Source organism: Aminobacter sp. P4_D5, assembly GCF_056401815.1.
This window is the reverse complement of record NZ_JBFUIP010000031.1, coordinates 12889-30519: the sequence shown is the minus strand read 5'-3', so window position 1 is coordinate 30519 and position 17631 is coordinate 12889. Positions and strand designations below refer to the sequence as shown.

The 17631-nt window shown below is 61.2% G+C and carries 16 protein-coding genes and 1 pseudogene; 10 read left to right on the top strand and 7 right to left on the bottom strand.

Annotated elements, in window-relative coordinates; all coding sequences use genetic code 11:
• Positions 1-752 precede the first annotated feature (752 nt).
• The 3 genes from AC1DWF_RS09550 (at position 753) to AC1DWF_RS09540 (ending at position 4401) form a co-directional block, all read left to right on the top strand.
• A complete protein-coding gene (locus tag AC1DWF_RS09550; protein WP_476841633.1) occupies positions 753-2018 on the top strand; it encodes an LssY C-terminal domain-containing protein in 1266 nt (421 codons plus the stop codon).
• Between the two features lie 113 nt (positions 2019-2131).
• The gene (locus AC1DWF_RS09545; protein ID WP_476789359.1) at positions 2132-3322 is read left to right on the top strand and encodes an LssY C-terminal domain-containing protein; all 1191 of its coding nucleotides are present in this window, start codon (positions 2132-2134) and stop codon (positions 3320-3322) included.
• A gap of 23 nt (positions 3323-3345) precedes the next feature.
• Positions 3346-4401 carry a lipase family protein gene (locus AC1DWF_RS09540; protein WP_476841632.1) on the top strand — a complete coding sequence of 352 codons (1056 nt, stop codon included), beginning with the start codon at positions 3346-3348 and terminating at the stop codon, positions 4399-4401.
• Between the two features lie 209 nt (positions 4402-4610).
• Here AC1DWF_RS09540 and AC1DWF_RS09535 read toward each other — a convergent pair whose 3' ends face one another.
• The 6 genes from AC1DWF_RS09535 to AC1DWF_RS09510 form a co-directional block, all read right to left on the bottom strand.
• Positions 4611-4862: a potassium channel family protein gene (locus AC1DWF_RS09535; protein WP_476785594.1), complete on the bottom strand. Its 252-nt coding sequence runs from the start codon at positions 4860-4862 to the stop codon at positions 4611-4613.
• Positions 4863-5068: 206 nt separating this feature from the next.
• On the bottom strand, positions 5069-5353 hold the full coding sequence (locus AC1DWF_RS09530; RefSeq protein ID WP_476789360.1) for a hypothetical protein: 285 nt from the start codon (positions 5351-5353) through the stop codon (positions 5069-5071).
• Positions 5305-6981 (bottom strand): IS66 family transposase, encoded by a 1677-nt coding sequence (tnpC, locus tag AC1DWF_RS09525; protein ID WP_476785926.1) that lies wholly within the window; start codon positions 6979-6981, stop codon positions 5305-5307. The genes AC1DWF_RS09530 and tnpC overlap by 49 nt, the downstream gene beginning before the upstream one ends.
• 65 nt (positions 6982-7046) lie before the next feature.
• Complete coding sequence (gene tnpB / locus AC1DWF_RS09520; protein ID WP_476841631.1) at positions 7047-7394, bottom strand: IS66 family insertion sequence element accessory protein TnpB; 348 nt, start codon at positions 7392-7394, stop codon at positions 7047-7049.
• The gene (tnpA, locus tag AC1DWF_RS09515) at positions 7391-7744 is read right to left on the bottom strand and encodes an IS66-like element accessory protein TnpA (protein WP_476785927.1); all 354 of its coding nucleotides are present in this window, start codon (positions 7742-7744) and stop codon (positions 7391-7393) included. The genes tnpB and tnpA overlap by 4 nt, the downstream gene beginning before the upstream one ends.
• Positions 7745-8209: 465 nt before the next feature.
• Positions 8210-9127, bottom strand: a complete 918-nt coding sequence (locus tag AC1DWF_RS09510; RefSeq protein WP_476841630.1) for a LysR family transcriptional regulator — start codon at positions 9125-9127, stop codon at positions 8210-8212.
• A 119-nt stretch (positions 9128-9246) separates the two neighbouring features.
• Between AC1DWF_RS09510 and AC1DWF_RS09505 the strand changes: the two genes are divergently transcribed.
• The 5 genes and pseudogenes from AC1DWF_RS09505 to AC1DWF_RS09485 form a co-directional block, all read left to right on the top strand.
• Positions 9247-10245: a dipeptidase gene (locus tag AC1DWF_RS09505; protein WP_476789361.1), complete on the top strand. Its 999-nt coding sequence runs from the start codon at positions 9247-9249 to the stop codon at positions 10243-10245.
• 30 nt (positions 10246-10275) lie between these two features.
• Positions 10276-11238 (top strand): ABC transporter substrate-binding protein, encoded by a 963-nt coding sequence (locus AC1DWF_RS09500; protein WP_476786711.1) that lies wholly within the window; start codon positions 10276-10278, stop codon positions 11236-11238.
• Positions 11223-12035 carry an ABC transporter ATP-binding protein gene (locus AC1DWF_RS09495; RefSeq protein WP_476841629.1) on the top strand — a complete coding sequence of 271 codons (813 nt, stop codon included), beginning with the start codon at positions 11223-11225 and terminating at the stop codon, positions 12033-12035. Before AC1DWF_RS09500 ends, AC1DWF_RS09495 begins: the two co-directional genes overlap by 16 nt.
• Before the next feature lie 3 nt (positions 12036-12038).
• Positions 12039-12941 carry an ABC transporter permease gene (locus AC1DWF_RS09490; RefSeq protein WP_476789362.1) on the top strand — a complete coding sequence of 301 codons (903 nt, stop codon included), beginning with the start codon at positions 12039-12041 and terminating at the stop codon, positions 12939-12941.
• A 21-nt stretch (positions 12942-12962) separates the two neighbouring features.
• Positions 12963-13226, top strand: a pseudogene (locus AC1DWF_RS09485) (DDE-type integrase/transposase/recombinase); the annotation flags it as partial.
• An 85-nt stretch (positions 13227-13311) separates the two neighbouring features.
• Here AC1DWF_RS09485 and katE read toward each other — a convergent pair.
• Complete coding sequence (gene katE, locus AC1DWF_RS09480) at positions 13312-15423, bottom strand: catalase (protein WP_476786515.1); 2112 nt, start codon at positions 15421-15423, stop codon at positions 13312-13314.
• Between the two features lie 640 nt (positions 15424-16063).
• Between katE and AC1DWF_RS09475 the strand changes: the two genes are divergently transcribed.
• Positions 16064-16561 carry a YciE/YciF ferroxidase family protein gene (locus AC1DWF_RS09475; RefSeq protein WP_476787421.1) on the top strand — a complete coding sequence of 166 codons (498 nt, stop codon included), beginning with the start codon at positions 16064-16066 and terminating at the stop codon, positions 16559-16561.
• Positions 16562-16723: 162 nt separating this feature from the next.
• Entirely contained in the window at positions 16724-17626 is a 903-nt protein-coding gene (locus tag AC1DWF_RS09470) for a hypothetical protein (RefSeq protein WP_476841628.1), read from the top strand.
• Positions 17627-17631: the final 5 nt, after the last annotated feature.

The following is a 17631-nucleotide window of genomic DNA, read 5'->3' as shown; positions in this document are numbered from 1 at the left end:
AAACAGGCGGCGCTTGCGCCTCGTTGCCCGTCACCAGTTGATCCGGCAGTGCGCAGTGGATGAGCGAGACCTTCAGGGGAGGCTTCCGATGTTTCCGAAGGGTCTTCAAACAGCGGAAAATAGGTCAGGAGGGTATCGCGTGGGACGCCGCTGCCAGATCTGCCCGAACACCAGAAGCAAGATCATCAACAGGACGTTGCTCGGTTCCGCGACGCTGTGGGAGATAGCTATGCATTATGGCCTGCCGCTTGGCTCGCTGCATCGGCATCAGTCCAAATGTCTCGTCATGCAGACCTTGCAGGCGGTGACCGCGTCGCCCTCGCGCCCTCGGAGGCAACCCCAGACCCCAGAGCCCTACGTGAAAAAAATATTGATCATCCATAACACGGTGACGGGGTGGCAGCGCCTCCGGGATTATGCAATGCGAGCGGGACATTATATCCGGTCGCGCTGGGGGACGAACCTCATTGTAATATCGACGCCAATCCTCCAACTTTACCGGGGGGCTGGTCTTTTTTCGGCGCGAACGCCACAATGTCTCTCTGCGGCAACACTCCGTCCCATTTCCGCGAGGCCAGTATTGCGGCGGACGAATCTTCTCTGTTGGTTTAGGCCGGTTCAGGACAAGATAGGCTCCGTCACGGGGTTGCTGGACCCGCAAGCTGCCAAGGTAACTGCGGAGAAAGAGAAGGTGTAATGAGCGCACCCACCCGCGGAATGCTCGTTCGACTGCGCACGCAACGTTCAACGAGATGAGCCGCATCGTCAGTCAAGCCCTCGGAGCTATCGCCCTTGCGCTTGTCGGCTGCTCTTCGACGCCCCCGGCAACAGGTCTCGACTACAAGAGCCGGGCCGCTACGCGCATGGAAGGTGACCTGCGGGTATCGGCTGCGGTGCTCTCGGCCGATGAAAGCACCACAGTGTATGGCGTGCCGCTTGCAACGCGATCAATCCAGCCCGTCTGGATTGAAGTCGAAAATCGCGAAGACCGCGCCTACTATCTGCTCTCTCCGGGACTCGATCCGAATTTCTTTCCCGCTTCCGAAGCGTCCGAAACGGTGGCATCGGGCAAGTCACCGGACCAGAAAGCGGAGCTTGACCGGCGCTTTCGCAAACTGGCCTTCCGCAACCCGGTCCTTCCTGGCACCACAAATTCAGGGTTCGTGCTAACGACCCGCGACGAGGGATTTAAGTTCGTGCAGATCGACCTGGTCTCGAGTGGTCGGGCGAGAACCTTCACGATCCTTTCCGTCGTGCCCGGCTTTCGTGCCGACTATCGCATGAGCGAAGTCTTCCGGAGGGATATCTATCCGCCTGAAGAGATCCGGAACTACATCGATGAAGCCTCATTTCGCACGGCGCTCGAAGCGCTGCCTTGCTGTGTCACGAACAAGAACGGCTTGAAGAACGGCGATCCGCTCAATCTGGTGGTGGTGGGCGGCCTCGACGACGCCTTTCCCGCGTTCGCGCGTCGCGGCTGGCGCCCAACCGAGCAGAAATGGCTAGGCTCCATCAACAAGATGGTGACGGCCGCCCTCGCCGGCGAGCGTTATGCGTACGCACCGGTGGGTGACCTTTACATGTTCGGCAGGGCGCAAGACCTGGCGTTGCAAAAGGCCCGCGACAACATCCACCAGCGCAACCACCTGCGACTTTGGCTGAGCCCGATGCGCTATCAGGGCAGGCAGGTGTGGGTGGGGCAGATCAGCCGCGACATCGGCAGTCGCCTGACCGTTCACTCGTCGACGCTTACGACCCACAAGATTGACCCCGACGTCGACGAGGCACGCAGTGCGTTGGCGCAGGACATGGCCTACTCGGAGAACCTAGCAAAGATCGGGTACGTGAAGGGCGTGGGATCCGCCCCTAAGAGCAGCCCGCGCGCCAACCTCACGACGGACCCCTACTACACCGACGGCCTTCGCGTCGTCCTCGTGTTCGACCGACAGMCGACCTCTCTGGATTCGGTCGAATTCTTCCCGTGGGAGGTCGCGCGCATGAGGCAAGACAAGCCGTGACAACGACCGGGCGCCGATCGAGGGGGCAGTTTCCTTCATGGCTGAGAGCGAAGCGCTCGGTTCCGCGCCGGCTTCCGCGCCCACTCAGAAACGCGCTGTATGCGGCAAGCCTCTTGCTCGGCGTCGCCGGCTGTGCGGCCTCGCAGGCTCCCGTTACTTTCAGCGACGCGGCGGTGCGCGCACGCGCCGTGACTGCCTCCAGCCGAGGCGTGAGTATGAAGGCGGCGGTGCTCAGCGCCGAAGACAGCCGGCGCATGTTCGGCGCCGACGTCAACAAGACCGGCGTTCAGTCGGTATGGATCGAACTCCGGAACCAGACGTCCGAGCCCCTATGGCTGCTGAGACCCGGATCGGACCCCGACTACTTTTCGCCGCTCGAAGTCGCGTGGTCGGTACACACGCCGTTCGCGCGGCAAGCCAACGCACGCCTCGACGACCTCTTTGGCAGCCTCGCATTCAAGAGTCCCATCCTTCCGGGCGAAACCCACACGGGCATACTTTTCATCAACCCGGAACGCCTCACGAGACTGCTCAATATCGATCTGCTCCAGAGGAAGGGCCTGATACCCTTCTCACTTTTCCTGCGCGTTCCGGACGACTCAACAGAAGGTCCGCATTCCGGGATGATCCCCTTCAGCTACCCGTCCGGCGGCATCGCCGACTACAAGGGCCTCACCGCGTTGCGCGCTGCGCTCGAACGGTTGCCATGTTGCGCAACCGATGCTAGCGGCACCGCCACAGGCGATCCTCTCAACGCCCTAATCGTGGGCGAATTGCCTGACATCGCAGCAGCGCTGGTTCGCCGCGGCTACCGCCGCGACGCTCGAGCCGTAGATGCCCCCCAGCATGTCTTCGGCCGCGGACCCGACGTCGTGTTGCGCAAGCAGGCGCAAGCGGGCGCACCCTCGACCTGGATACGCCTGTGGCTGGCCCCCATTCGCTTCGAAGGCCGCCCCGTCTTCCTGGTGCAGGTCGGACGGCCAGTGGGCGGCCGTTTCGCGCCTCGCGGCAAGAAGGACATCGTCTTGCAGGAGGACGTGGACGAGGCGAGAAATTTCCTGGTTCAGGACATGATGTATTCGGGCGGTCTGAGCAAGCTCGGATTCGCCACCGGGGTCGGTTCGGCATCCTCGACACAGCCTCGAACGACTCTCGGTGGCGCCCGGTATTACACCGATGGCTTGCGAGCCATCCTGTTTTTTGCCGCCCGACCGCTCAGCCTGTCGGACGTGGAGTTTCTCGATTGGGCGCCGTATCTCGACGTGCCCGATGCCACCCCCGCACGCAAAGAGAGCCGCCGATGAATCGCCTCCGCGCCCTCCTGGTTGTGGCCATTGCGGTCTTTGCACTGGGGGCATGCGCGACGAAGCCGCTGGTTCCCTATTCGCTCGACACGCCGCCTCTGGCTCTCGTTCCGGCATCCCAGGCGGGGATCCAGGATAAGCGGAAGCGCTTTCGCGAGATCTACTGCGCTGTGCTGCAGGCCCGAGAACGCGATATTCCCGATTACCGACCCTGCGAGGACGCCCTGACACGCATCGGCAACGAGCCTGCCGGGCGCGAAAGCCCCGTCCGCCTCGGTTCTTCGAAACGACATTTGATCGCCGCAGTGGTGCCCGGAATCGGATACGAATGCTTTGCGAACTGGCTGCAGCCGCCCAACACTGTCGCAAAGCACCTGCAACAATTCGGATATGACATGGAGGTGCTAAAGGTCGATGCCCTGTCGAGTTCCGCGCACAACGCCCGCCAGATACGCGACGCGATCATGGCCATGTCAGCTGGAGCGGAGTCGCCGCGTCTGGTGCTGATCGGCTATTCGAAGGGCGCTCCGGACATCCTCGAGGCGATGGTCGCCTATCCAGAGATCCGCAGCCGGGTCGCGGCGGTGATCAGTGCCGGTGGTGCTGTCGGAGGGTCGGCGCTTGCAAATGATGCAAAGCAATACCAGGCCGAATTGCTGCAGCTGTTTCCAGGCGCGACCTGCGGTCCAGGCGATGCGGGCGGTGTGGACAGCCTGCGGCCAGCAACGCGCCGGGCGTGGCTCGCCACGCATCCGTTGCCTCGCGAGGTGCCCTACTACTCCGTCGTCACCTTCCCTCGGCCAGGCTACATCTCCTCGATCCTGACCAACAGCTACAGCAAGCTTGCCCGAATTGATCCGCGCAATGACAGCCAGGTGATCTTCTATGATCAAGTCATCCCCGGAAGCGCCCTCTTGGGCTACATCAACGCCGATCACTGGGCGCTGGCGGTGCCCATCGCCAGGACACACCCCATTATCGGCTCGATATTCGTGACGAGGAACGCCTACCCGCGAGAGGCGCTTATGGAAGCGCTTCTGCGTTTTGTGGAAGAGGATCTGTTGGCGTCGCCCTCGTGAGGCGCGGAGGCAAGAAATGTCACAAGGATCCTCATAGTACGCTCCACGACCACCCGTCGGCTCTCAAAACGCGAAGACTGATTGCCATCGGTTTAAATGGCCACCTACCAGGGTTTGGACAGGCAACAGTACTGCCTGCATCCGCAGGATCATGGCGTGCACAACTGCGACCGTGTCCACAACATGGAAGAACAACCAGCTTTGCGTACTTATGTCCTCGGATGCGTCTCCTCGGGATACTCGCTCTCTGTCGCGCCCAGCGCCTGTACACTGACAGCGGCGACAAGCCCGGTCAGCACGACGCCGGAAAATCCGATCACCACAGCGAGCAACCGTGTCGCGAAATACTGCGGCGCGAAATCTCCGTAGCCGATCGTGAGGCCGGTCACAAAGGTGAAATAAAGCGCTTCATCGACCCGCCAGTCCTCAATGCGTCCGATGACAAGACCAGATCCGATCATGACCAGCAGAACGCCAGAGACTTGGCAGCCCCGCGCTGACCACGGACCGAAGCATGCACCCGAGGTGATCTCAGACGAGGGCGGCAGTAACTACAGGACGGATCAGAAAGAGCAAGGTTCATAACCGCACCTTTGCGGCATGCATCCGGTGAAGACCGCAGACGTGCGTATCCGGTGGCGATGACCTGAGCACCGCGGTGCTGGGGTCAAGCTTTCGATGGGGAAACGCGATGATATTGTTCGAGGAGGAGTTTGACCTCCTCGATGCCTTCATCGGTGAAGGCCAAGATCCCGTCGTCATCGTTGGCGCCGTACACCCAGATGACGCCGTCCTCGGGCTCGAGACCGAGGGTCAGTTCCTGGATGAGCTCTTCGCTGACGCCGAGGCTACTGGCGACACGTTCAACGGTGTAGACGTGATGCACCTTATTGCGCTGCATGATCAGGCCGCCGCTGGTTGGGCCCGCAGTTTTGCGGGTCTCCAGTTCCACGGCAAAAAATCATCGATCCGATGGGCCGGATAGGCGGGCAGTCGGGCGAGGACGTGGGCGAGCCAGACCTGCGGGTCGATATCGTTCATCTTGGCGCTGACGATCAGGCTGTAGAGAATGGCAGCGCGCTGTCCGCCGCGATCGGAACCGCAGAACAGCCAGGACTTTCTGCCGAGAGCGATGCCGCGCAGGGCTCGCTCGGCTGCATTGTTCGATAGGCAAATCCGGCCATCGTCGAGGAACCGGGTGAAGGACGACCAGCGGCGCAGCATGTAGTTGAAGGCCTTGGTCAGATCGTGTCCGCTCGAGAGCTTGTCGCGCGTCTCGATCATCCAGCGCTCGAGTTCGGTGACCAGCGGCACGCTCCGCTCCTGGCGCACGGCGCGGCGTTGGGCCGGCGACAGGCCGTTGATCTCGCGCTCGATATCGAACAGGTCATCGATGCGCTTCACGGCTTCAACCGCTAGCGGATAGACCAGGTTGGGCTTCTCGCCGCGCGCCTTCTTGCGCGCCGCCGCTTCGATATCGGCCAGTTCGAACACTTTGCGCCGGCTGTGGGCCCAGCAGCTGGCTTCCAGAACAGGCGCCGGCTGACGACCCGTCGCATAGAGATCGCCATAACCACCAAAGGCATCGGCCTGCAGAATGCCGCTCCAGCCGGCGAGATGCGCCACGGGATGTTCCCCTCGACGATCGCGGGAATAGTAGAACACTGCCGCCGGCGGATCGGCGCCGCCGAACGGTCGGTCATCGCGCACATAGGTCCATAATCTGCCGGTATCGGTCTTGCCCTTGGCCAGGACCGGCACCGTCGTGTCGTCGCCGTGCAGACGTGAAGCGGCCAGCACATGGGCTTCGAGTCGCTTGAACAGAGGCATCAGCGCCGCGGCGCCGGCGCCGACCTGGTCGGCGAGCGTCGACAGGCTGAGCGGCACGCCTTCGCGCGCATAGCGTTCAGCCTGGCGGTTGAGCGGCTGATGCTGTCCGAACTTCTCGAACAGGATCATCGCCAGCAGGCCGGGACCGGCCCAGCCCCGCGGGGTGGCGTGGAATGGCGCCGGAGCCTGGCTGATCGCCTCGCAGTCGCGGCAGGTGAACTTCTCCCGCACGTGTTGGATCACCTTCCATTGCCGCGGCACCACCTCCAGCGTCTCGGTGATATCCTCACCCAGCTTGCGCAGCCGATGACCGCCGCAACAGTGGCAAGCGGTCGGCGCCGGCTCGACCATGCGTTCGCGCGGCAGATGCTCGGGAAATGGCTGACGCGCCGGTCGTTTGCGCACATAAGGCGCCACCCCGGTGGTCCGGGCCGCGGCCTGTTCGGCGGCGATCTCGTCTTCCGTCGCCGTGCTCTCGAGTTCCTCGAAAGTGAGCTCCATCTGGTCGTGCAGGCGGGCTGAACGTTCAGATCTCTGACCATGCAGCGCCCGCTGCAGCTTCCGGATCGTCAGATCCTGATGTGCGATCAGCGCCGCATCATCCGATGCCTTGGCCCTGGCGACCGCCAGTTCGGCCTCGACCAGCGCAGCGCGCGCGGCCTCGTCTTCGGCTCTGGCCAGCGCCGCGGTCAGCGCTGCTCTCAGCGCGCCGATATCGTCCGGAACAGCATCCAGGGCGGTGGCAACCATGCCCTGGAGTGAATCATAAAACGCGTCCGCTGACTCGCGGAAAATGGCGCAAATTCAAAGAAAACTCAGCCCGCGCGCTGGGGGCGGAACGTGTGACGCGGGTTGCGCCAATCGATCCCGTCGAGCATGTAGGCGAGCTGCGCCGGTGATATGGAAACCGTACCGTCCGCCGGCGACGGCCATAGAAACCGGCCCTTCTCGAGCCGTTTTGCATACAGCGACATGCCGAGCCCATCATGCCAGATAATCTTGATCAGATTGCCGCTTCGACCGCGGAAGACATAAAGATCGCCGGCATGTGGATCCYGGCCCAATGTCTCCTGAACCTGCAGAGCGAGGCCTTGCATCCCGCGACGCATATCGGTCCGGCCGACCGCCAACCAGATCCGCACCTGGCTCGGAACCGGGATCATGAAACGCCCAGCGCCTTCACCATCGCCGCCGCCAGTGTCGGCGGCGTGGTCAGCGGAATCCGCAGCCGCACCTTGCCGGCGACCTCCAGCTCGATCACCGCTGGTGACGCCGCCGGCACCGAAGCGGCGACAGGCTCATCCGGAACCACGACAACTTCGGCAAAGCCCGTCTCGCGGGCTCTCACCGTTCGGCGCCACTTGTAGATCAGGCTGGTCGCGACATCGTACTGACGCGCTACCGCCGCCACTGTGGCCCCCGGCGCGAATGCCGCGCGCAGAATCCGGCACTGATCCTCGTCACTCCAACGACGACGACGCTCAGGCCCGGTCAATAACGTCACATGGCTCATGCTGTCATGCTGTGCTGCTAACTACGCTCGTAAGGACGACTTCAAGAGCGCAGCCTCGCTAACGTGCCATGCTCGCGCAAGGCGGCCCTCGCCGGAGGCGTACCCTTTGCGGCCGACCTCCCATGAGCAAAACCGCTTGACTGGGACGGCCTCGTTACCGAAGTCTGGGCCCTAGGGTAGGTTCTCCGGAGGTCACGGTTCGTCGCATATACGGCATTCATCATCCAGTTCTTTAATGCATGCCAAGCCCTATTCGCGGCTAGAAGGTACGCCTAGCGCCTTTCCGGCCAGGCCTGTTTGTAAGGACGTGCTGACCATGCCTCAAACACGCTATGGCGTTGGCGCGCTGACCGCATTCGTTCGCGCCGGGTTCGAGACTGCTCGGCCAACCTCATGGCCACGCCACCCATGGCCTGGCGGGTGGTGCCACTGGTGCCGGACGAAGCCCCCGCTAGCTGACAGCGACTACGCCCTCCTCAACGGACGCGGCTTGAGATGGCTCAGAAGTGCGTCGAGGAAGACCCGTGTCTTGCGCGGCATGAGCTGCCTGCTCGGAAAGACGGCGCGTACCATCGCCGGAGACAGTCGCCACRCTGGCAGGAGGCGGATGAGTTCGCTGGTCTCAAGATAAGGGCGTGCGAAAAGGTCCGGCATCGCCGTGATGCCGGCACCCGACCGCGCCAGGCGGAGAAGCAGTTCGTAGGAATTCGCCGAAACCCGTCGTCCCGACATATCGACCGGGACCGATTGAGCGTCCTTGTTCAGAACCCAGCCCACCGGCATTCCGTCAGAAAGCAGCGCAAGGATGTCGTGCCGCCCAAGAGCCTCCGGGGTGTCGGGCTTTCCGGCGCGGTCCGTGTATAGCGGAGACGCATAGAGGCCGATGCCAAGGTCAACCAGATGCCGCGTGGTCAGCCGAAGGTCCTGGGTTTCCCCGCCGATCCGTATGGCGAGATCGAAGCCGTCGGCGACGACATCGATATAGCGAGGTGAAAGGTCCAGTTCGAGTTGGATTTCGCTGTAGGCCTTGCTGAAATCCGCCAGCATAGGGGCGAGCGAAATTGCGGCGAGGTCACCGGGAACGGAGACACGCAGCCGTCCGGAAGGTGTCACCTGCCGGTGCTCGGCCACCGCCATGACGGCCTCCACCTCATGGATGATCTGTTCAGACGGAATGAGGATGCGTTGGCCCATCTCGGTCAGGATGTTGCGGCGCGTCGTGCGTTGAAGCAGGCGTTCGCCCAGCTGACTTTCCAGAGCGGAGATGCGCCGAGAGACGGTGGACTTGGGCACACCAAGCCGTTCGGCCGCCGCACTGAAGCTTCCCGTCTCGGCGACGCGCGCGAAAATCATCAGATCGAATGGGTCGGGAGTGGTCGGCATGGCTGGTCTTGAATTGTTTCAAATATGAAACAATCAAACCCATTCCCGCCAATAGCGCAACAGCGAGATTGCCGATTAGCTGACGCCATGAACTTAATTGATCATCAGGTGCAGACGAAGTGACTGTTTCAGCCAGCAACCTCATCACCAAGGCTGTCGTCTGGGAAAGCGCGGTGGGCTGGACCCCTGAGTGTCTTGATGAAGGGCCCGATATGCTGGTCCGATATCGCGACGCCGGTTTCTCCTTCCTCTCGCTCACTATAGGCGCGGATTGGGACCGGCCGGAGCCCACATTCCGGCACCTGTCCCAACAAAGGCGCTGGTTCGAACAGCGCGCCCACGATTACCAGCTCATCGAAACCACCGCGGACATTCGTGCGGCCAAACGGTCGGGCAAAATGGCGATCGGTTTCCACCTGCAAGGCGCCGGCCCGGCCGCCCATGAGCCGGCCATGATCGACAGCTGGTACCGGCTCGGCATCCGTTGGATGATCGTGGCATACAATACCCGCAACCCCCTTGGCGACGGCTGCCACGAGCCCTCTGACGCAGGACTTTCCATGTTGGGCCGCGCCTTCGTGGCTGAAGCGAACCGCGTCGGGATGATGCTTGACGCAAGTCACGCCGGCGTCAACACCTCGCTCGACATCATCGAACTATCCGAAAAGCCGGTGGTGTTTTCACATTCGAGCGTCCGTGCGTTGAAGAACCATGAACGCAACATCGACGACATTCAGATCAAGGCACTTGCCAGGCGTGGTGGCGTGATTGGTATCAACTCTATCGGCGCCTTTTTGACCGACGACAACCGATCGGACGTCTCGGCACTCATGCGCCATATCGACTACATCGCCCAACTCGTCGGACCCGAGCATGTCGGCCTCGGCCTCGACACTGTTTTCTACCAGCCCTTCATGACCAAGCTCTACGATTCCGGTCCGATGATGGCGTTGCGCGGCTATCCGCGTCCGCCCTGGGCCGATGTCAAACCCGAAGTCCTGCCTGAGCTGGTCGAGGCGCTGGAACGCCATGGCTATTCAGAGACCGCCATACTTGGCGTGCTGGGCGAGAATTTCCTGCGGGTCGCCGAACAGAACTGGCGTCCCTCCATCGTGTAATCCCAACCTTAGGAGCGTGTCGTGAAATTGATGAAGTGGCTGGTCGCCGCAGCCTTGCTCACCGCCGCAAATGGCACAGCCCTGGCTGACCCGAAGCTGGTCGAAATCGCCAGCTTCGGCGAACACCCAGCACTCAATCAAGTCGCCGAAGGCTTCAAGACCCGGATGACCGAATTGGGCTACGTCGAAGGCAAGAATGTCACCTACGGCTTCCAGCACGCCAATTTCGACCGCAGCCTCGTCCCGCAGATCCTGCAGCAGGTGGAGGCCAAACATCCGGCGCTCATCCTTGCCATTACCACCGGACTCAACCAGGCGGCGGTGCGCGGCATTACCGACAAGTCGATCCCCGTCGTGTTCGGCGCGGTCGTGGACCCGGTCGTGGCAGGCATTGTGCCGGATTGGCAGCATGGTTCGGCATGGAGTTCAGGCGCGTCGATGCTGCCGGATTTCGACGCTTCCTTCGACTATCTCAAAAAAGTGGTGCCGGGCGTCAAGAAGGTCGGAACCCTTTTCAACCCGGGTGAAGACAACGACACCTCCAACATGGAGCTAATCCACAAGGCAGCCGCTAAGGCCGGGATCGAGGTTGTCGGCGTGCCGGTCGACAATGCCAACGACCTGCCCCAGCGTGTCCAGACCTTCGCCGGGCAGGTGGATGCCATCTTCCTCATTCAGTCCAACGTGGTGCAGACCTCGGTGCCGGTCGTGGCGCAGGTGGCGCAACGCATCAAGCTGCCGCTGTTCAACTCGGTCTACGCCCCCGACCTCAAGGACCAGCTCGCCGGCTTCCACGCCATCTCCTATCGCAAGAATGGCGAGCATGCCGCCGATATCGCCGACCGAATCCTCAAGGGCGAGAAGCCGGCCGACATCGCGCCCTATGTTCCGAAAAGCGAAGACTTCGACGCCTATGTCAGCCCCAAGGGCCTTGCAGCCGTCGGCCTGACGGTTCCGGAAACGCTCAAGGACAGCCCATGGCTGATCAAGTGACAACGGTGGGCATGCCCCTGCTTGTCTGCGCGGGGCTACGCAAGACGTTCAACGCCGGCCTCGCCGGCGCGAGGCCGGCGCTCGATGGGCTAGACCTTGCGYTCAATCGCGGCGACTTCGTCGTGATCATCGGCTCGAACGGCGCCGGTAAGTCGACGCTGCTCAACACCATAGCGGGCGCAATCGAGCCGGACGGTGGCTCGATCACCCTGGATGGCCGCGACATCACCCGTCTTGCGGCGCACCGTCGGGCAGGCATGATCTCGCGCGTGTTCCAGGACCCGATGGTCGGCACCGCTGCGGCGATGACCATCGAGGAAAACCTGGCGCTGGCCGAGCAGCGCGGACGGCGCCGGGGTTTTGCGCTCCATCTCGACGCCGGTAAGCGCGACCGCTACCGGGCGCTGCTCGCCGGCCTGTCGCTCGGCATGGAAGACCGTCTGTCGACACCGGTGGCTCAGCTCTCGGGCGGGCAACGCCAGGCGCTGTCCCTGATCATGGCATCACTGTCGCGCCCCTCACTGCTGCTGCTCGACGAGCATACGGCGGCATTGGACCCGCGCACCGCCGACCTGATCATGGCGACGACCCTGCGCATCGTCGCCGAACAGACACTCACCACGCTGATGGTCACCCACAATATGCGCCAGGCGATTGAGACCGGTAACCGGCTGGTGATGATGGATGCCGGCCGTATTCGCGACGACATCGGCGGCACCGAAAAAGCAACGCTCACGCCTGCCGACCTCGTCGAAAAGTTCAGAATAGAAAACGACCGCATGCTGCTCGGAACCTGACCAATGGACGTGATCCACGCCTACCTCAATCTCGTGCCGGTGACGCTGTCGCAAAGCCTCATCTATTCGTTCCTGGTGCTCGGCATCATGATCCCGTTCCGGCTGCTGAGCTTTCCCGACCTGACGAGCGAAGGTGCGTTCCCACTCGGCGGCTGCGTCTGTGCCACACTTTTGCTGGCGGGATATCCACCACTGTTTGCAACCGTTGTGGCGATGCTCGCCGGTGTCGGGGCGGGTGCGGCGACGGCATTGGTGCACCTGCGTTTCCGGATCAATTCGCTGCTGGCCGGCATCTTGGTCTTCACGGCACTCTACAGCCTGAATATGCGCATCCTTGGTCGCTCAAACATCGCCTTGTTCAACGCCGACAACATCTTCATGCAGATCAACCCTGCCATCCTGACCGACGTGTGGCTGCAGGTCGTCACATTCGTCGTACTGATCGGCGCGGTTCTGCTCGCATTGCGCTGGTATCTAGCCACGCAAGCAGGAGCCGCCCTGCGCGTCGTCGGCATAAATCCGGACTTGGCGCCATCGCTCGGCATCAGCATCTGGACATACACGATCGTTGGACTGGGCATCGCTTCTGGCCTGACTGCACTGGGGGGCGCGCTGATCGTACAGTTGCAGGGCTATGCCGATGTCGGCATGGGTACCGGCATCCTGATCAATGGTCTTGCTTCGCTGGTGATCGGAGAGACAATTACCGGACGGCAGACAGTGACCCGGCAGTTGCTGGCGCCTGTCGTCGGAGCGGCGGTCTACTATCAGCTCGTGTCGCTGGCGCTATCACTTGGACTGCAACCAAGCGACCTGAAGGTCGTGACCGCCGCCTTCGTGCTGGTGACCCTGGGACTCCCTATGTTGCGTGGACGTGGGGCCTTGCGCGAAACCATGCGCGCCTAGTGCGATGACGACCTTCTGCAGCGGCGTTTAGTGATGTCGGACGTCGAGCACCGATCGCACAAGGGGCTGAACAATCGAGCCGAGAATTCGCATCTGCCGCTGCGAAAACGCGAAAGGACGATGCAGGGTTTCCGATCGCCAGGAAGCCTCCAACGCGTCATCTTCTTCTCGGCTCTTCGCAATCTGTTCGTCCCGCCCCGTTCAAAACGCTCTGCTCTCGCTATCCACAATCACCGCCTGCAAGCGATGGGGGAATGGAAGGTTGCTGTTGGGAAACTCGCGTGAATTGAGCACCACCGGGATCGGCGCAACCATTTTTCAGATAACGTGACAAGACCCTACAGCGGCCGCATGCCGCTGTAGGGCGCCCCTATAGGCTAACTCTCGGTTCTCGTGCCCAAAATCTAAGAGCCGCTAGTTTTTGAACGAAGGCTGCGACGTCGCCACGCCCCCCGATCAGATGTATACCCTCGTCAAGATCGTCTCCGATCCCAGCCTTCTCCATCAGGGGCCTGGCTGCTTCGACATAAGCGATAAACTTGCAGTGCGCGAAGGCGTCGGCAACAAAGTCCCTCGCAGGTGCCACATCGGACAATTGCTGCCCACCCTCCTGCGAAACCACAATAGCCACAGCGTCAAACAGGACGGAGGGCCCGCCGCCAATCATGTGTTTGGCATCAATCCAGTTTCCACCAGCGGCCTCGGCACCACCGACCTTGGGCGCAATCACCTCCATGGATGCACCTTCTTTCGCGAGCTCCGAACGAAGGCTATCCAAAAGACTGGCATCTGCCCCGTCGCTTACAAGCACCCCCACTTTGCGGCTTTCGAACCTTTTGGGGCCATTTTCGATGATGCTCAATGATGGCGACGTCGGAAGATCGTCACGGACCTCCACCGCCGAATCTGCGGGTGGTGGGAGATCTTTGATACCCAGCTGCTCGGCGACTGTGGCCGCTAGACTCTCATCGATGTTGAGCAAATGGGCGACCATCCGCTCCCGGATCGCAGGGTTTTCTACCTTGCTCAATTCAAAGGTCAGCGCATTGGCGATATGGCCTTGTTCGATTGCGTTTTGGCTTTTGAAGAACTGACGTGCCTGGCTGTAATGATCGGCGAAGCTTTCAGCACGTATCCGCTGCTTCGGCCCTTGTTCGACATCTTCGAAGGATCGGAACCCGCGCTGTGGTGATTCACGCGGGCCATCGCCCCACGAGTTCGGCTGATAATTTGCGCGACCGACAGGATTGCGCATCGCCATGTGCCCGTCCTGCTGGAAGTGATTGAATGGGCATTTCGGGGCATTGATCGGAATGTGGGTGAAGTTGGTGCTGCCCAGCCTCTTGAGCTGGGTATCCAGGTAGGAAAAGTTGCGGCCCTGCAATAGCGGGTCATTGGAGAAGTCGATGCCGGGTGGCACGTTTTGCGTCATGAACGCGACCTGTTCGGTCTCGGCAAAGAAATTCTCGGGCATGCGGTCCAGAACCAGGCGGCCGACCGGGATGGGTGGCAGCAGTTCTTCCGGGATGAGCTTGGTGGCATCAAGGATATCGAAGTCGAAGCTGTCGGCAAAATCCTGATCGAAGAGCTGGAGTTGGAGTTCCCACTCGGGGAAATTGCCGGACTGGATCGCGTCCCACAGATCACGGCGGTGGAAATCGGGATCCGCGCCATTAATCTTGACGGCCTCATTCCACACGACTGACTGAAGCCCAAGCTTCGGCTTCCAGTGAAACTTCACGAAGGTCGATTCATCTTTCGCATTGACCATCCGGAACGTATGGACGCCGAAGCCCTCCATGAACCTGAAGGAGCGCGGGATCGCCCGGTCGGACATGACCCACATGACCATGTGCATGCTCTCAGGGGTCAGCGATATGAAGTCCCAGAAGTTGTCGTGTGCGGATTGCGCCTGTGGGAAGCCGCGATCGGGCTCCGGCTTCACAGCATGGATGATGTCGGGAAACTTGATCGCATCCTGGATGAAGAACACGGGGATGTTGTTGCCAACAATGTCCCAGTTGCCCTCTTGGGTATACAGCTTGACCGCGAAACCTCGAACGTCGCGTGCCAGGTCGACCGAACCTTTGGAGCCCGCAACCGTCGAGAAGCGCACGAAGGCTGGAGTCTTTTCCCCAGCACGTTGGAAGATGTCCGCTCGAGTGTATTTGGCCAACGACTTGTAGGTCTCGAAATAGCCATGCGCGCCGTAGCCCCGGGCATGCACGACGCGCTCGGGAATGCGCTCGTGGTCGAAATGGAAGATCTTCTCACGGAAGTGGAAGTCTTCAAGCGCCGTTGGCCCGCGTGCGCCGATCTTCAGCGAATTCTGATCGTCGGCAACCGGGCCACCCTGGGCGGTGGTGAGCACCGGGGTATCGCCTTCGGCGAATTGATGCAGTTCGCCCCCTTCGCCGCGCTGTAGTTTCTGATCATGGATCGTTGCCATTTTTCCGGATGAGCGAGTCGATGATTTGGCCATGACTTCTTCCTTGGACATTGAGGGCTGTTCGCGGTTCCCCCGCGCGTACATCCACAATGCCTTGCCAAGGCTCCGGTTCCACGGGTCTGCCTGCACCACCCTGGATCAGATCCGCCGCCAACGACACCTGGGATCTTATTTTAATCGAAAGCTCAGGCGGTCAGTTCGACGAATTTCTGAAGGTGGCAACCGCAACGTCACCGACATCCTCACGAGATCTGCCGTTTGCGCTGGCGGGATCGATTTAGGCAACTCGCGCGTTTCAGCCTCTTCTAATGAAGGAGGCCACAGTGCCAGACGACCCTATGAAGACCAAGAAAGACCGAAAGCTCGTATCACCGCAGGAGTATGAGATCGAGGAATTTGCCCACAAATATGATCTCATGCGCGGTGAGGCTGCGGCGATGATAAAGCGCTACGGCCCGTCACGAAGCAAACTTGACGCCATAATAGCTCAGCGAGCCCATGGATGATGGCCGACTCCCGTACCATCGAATTTCCCCGTCCCCTCAAGAATCCTAGCGCAAGATGCGGGCAGCGTTTCGGTGGAACCTTTTACGTCGGCGCGCGCTTCTTTGTTGATCTTTCACGCCTCCGAGAAGGGCATGCGCACACAGAGGCGCACTCAAAGGAACCCCCCATGGCTAAAGATAAAACGCTCGAAACGCTGTTTCACGACACGTTGAAAGACATCTACTATGCGGAAAAGAAGATCCTAAAGACGCTCCCTAAGATGGCGCGCGCCGCCCAGTCGCCTGAACTCAAGGCCGCATTCGAAAAGCATAGAGACGAGACCGAAGGACACGTGGAGGGCCTGCAGCAGGTGTTTGAACTGATGGGCAAACGCGCCCAGGGCAAAACTTGCGAGGCGATCGAGGGCATTGTTTCCGAAGGCGAAGAGATCATCGATAACTTCAAGGGCATGCTTGCCATCGACGCCGGTTTGATCTCGGCAGCCCAAGCGGTCGAGCACTATGAAATCACGCGTTATGGAACGCTCAAGCGCTGGGCTGAATCGCTTGGAATGCCCGAGGCAGCCAAGCTGCTGGGCCAGACCCTCGCCGAGGAGTCCAAGACTGACGAAGCCCTGACCGGGCTCGCCGATTCCTTCGCAAACGAGATGGCCAAAGCGGCCTGACCCCTTCCCAGCCATCGTGACCACGCCTCGATGGCTGGCTCCTACTCCCTTCTTTTCCTCTGAGAGGAGGCCCCTATGGGACGCGGTATCTTACTTTGGCTGCTCGGCATTCCAATCCCGATCATCATCCTCATTCTTCTCTTCGCTCGGTAGGAGACTCCGATGCAAACAAACGTATCCGCAGTGGACGTTTCCACACCGATCGAATCCTCCGTTCCGGCCGTCAGCTGGGGTCCGGTGATTGCAGGCGCTTTCACGGCGGCCGCAATCACGCTAATCCTGATGTTGCTTGGCTCCGGGCTCGGGCTGACAATGGTCTCGCCTTGGTCCGCCCAAGGGGTTTCCGCCACTACCTTCGCAGTCTCCACGGCCATCTGGCTGATCGTGGTCCAATGGCTCTCGGCGGGGCTGGGCGGATATCTGACTGGCCGACTGCGCACCAAATGGGTCGGCATTCATACTGACGAGGTTTATTTCCGCGACACCGCGCACGGTTTCCTTGCTTGGGCCTTGGCGACTCTTCTTGTTGCCGGTGTCTTGGGTTCGGCTCTTTCGGCAGCTGTCGGCGGTGGCGTTCAGGCAGCGTCGAATGTTGCCTCGGGTGCGGCGATGGGCGCTGCTGCAAATGCAGGGTCGCAGAGCACCGACAATGCAACGTCGTACTTCGTCGACACGCTGTTCCGACCATCGGACCCAGCCAGGCTTGCCTCTACCAATGCTACTGACGAACAAGCTTCAATGCAGGCGTCTCGTATCCTGGTGACGAGTGCCGCGTCGGGTGAGGTCTCTGCGGAGGACCGCACCTATCTGTCGCAACTGGTTGCCGCACGCACCGGATTATCAGAAGCCGACGCCCAGGCGCGCGTCGATGCGATCCTCACTCGTGTCAATGAAGCCAAGGTCAAGACGCAGGAAGCCGCGGATACCGCACGCAAAGCAAGTGCCACATTTGCGCTCGTTACCGCACTTTCGCTGGCCATCGGTGCGTTCATCGCAAGTGCTGCTGCCGCATTGGGCGGCAAGCAACGGGACGACGACGAGACGCTTTRCCTGTCGCGTCGATGACAGCC

Excerpts from the sequence above, each read along its gene's own strand:
- katE (WP_476786515.1), bottom strand. The coding sequence starts at position 15,423 with ATGGCCAAATCATCGACTCGCTCATCCGGAAAAATGGCAACGATCCAT.
- tnpC (WP_476785926.1), bottom strand. The coding sequence starts at position 6,981 with ATGGTTGCCACCGCCCTGGATGCTGTTCCGGACGATATCGGCGCGCTG.
- tnpA (WP_476785927.1), bottom strand. The coding sequence starts at position 7,744 with ATGAGCCATGTGACGTTATTGACCGGGCCTGAGCGTCGTCGTCGTTGG.
- AC1DWF_RS09500 (WP_476786711.1), top strand. The coding sequence starts at position 10,276 with ATGAAGTGGCTGGTCGCCGCAGCCTTGCTCACCGCCGCAAATGGCACA.
- AC1DWF_RS09535 (WP_476785594.1), bottom strand. The coding sequence starts at position 4,862 with ATGATCGGATCTGGTCTTGTCATCGGACGCATTGAGGACTGGCGGGTC.
- AC1DWF_RS09490 (WP_476789362.1), top strand. The coding sequence starts at position 12,039 with ATGGACGTGATCCACGCCTACCTCAATCTCGTGCCGGTGACGCTGTCG.
- AC1DWF_RS09475 (WP_476787421.1), top strand. The coding sequence starts at position 16,064 with ATGGCTAAAGATAAAACGCTCGAAACGCTGTTTCACGACACGTTGAAA.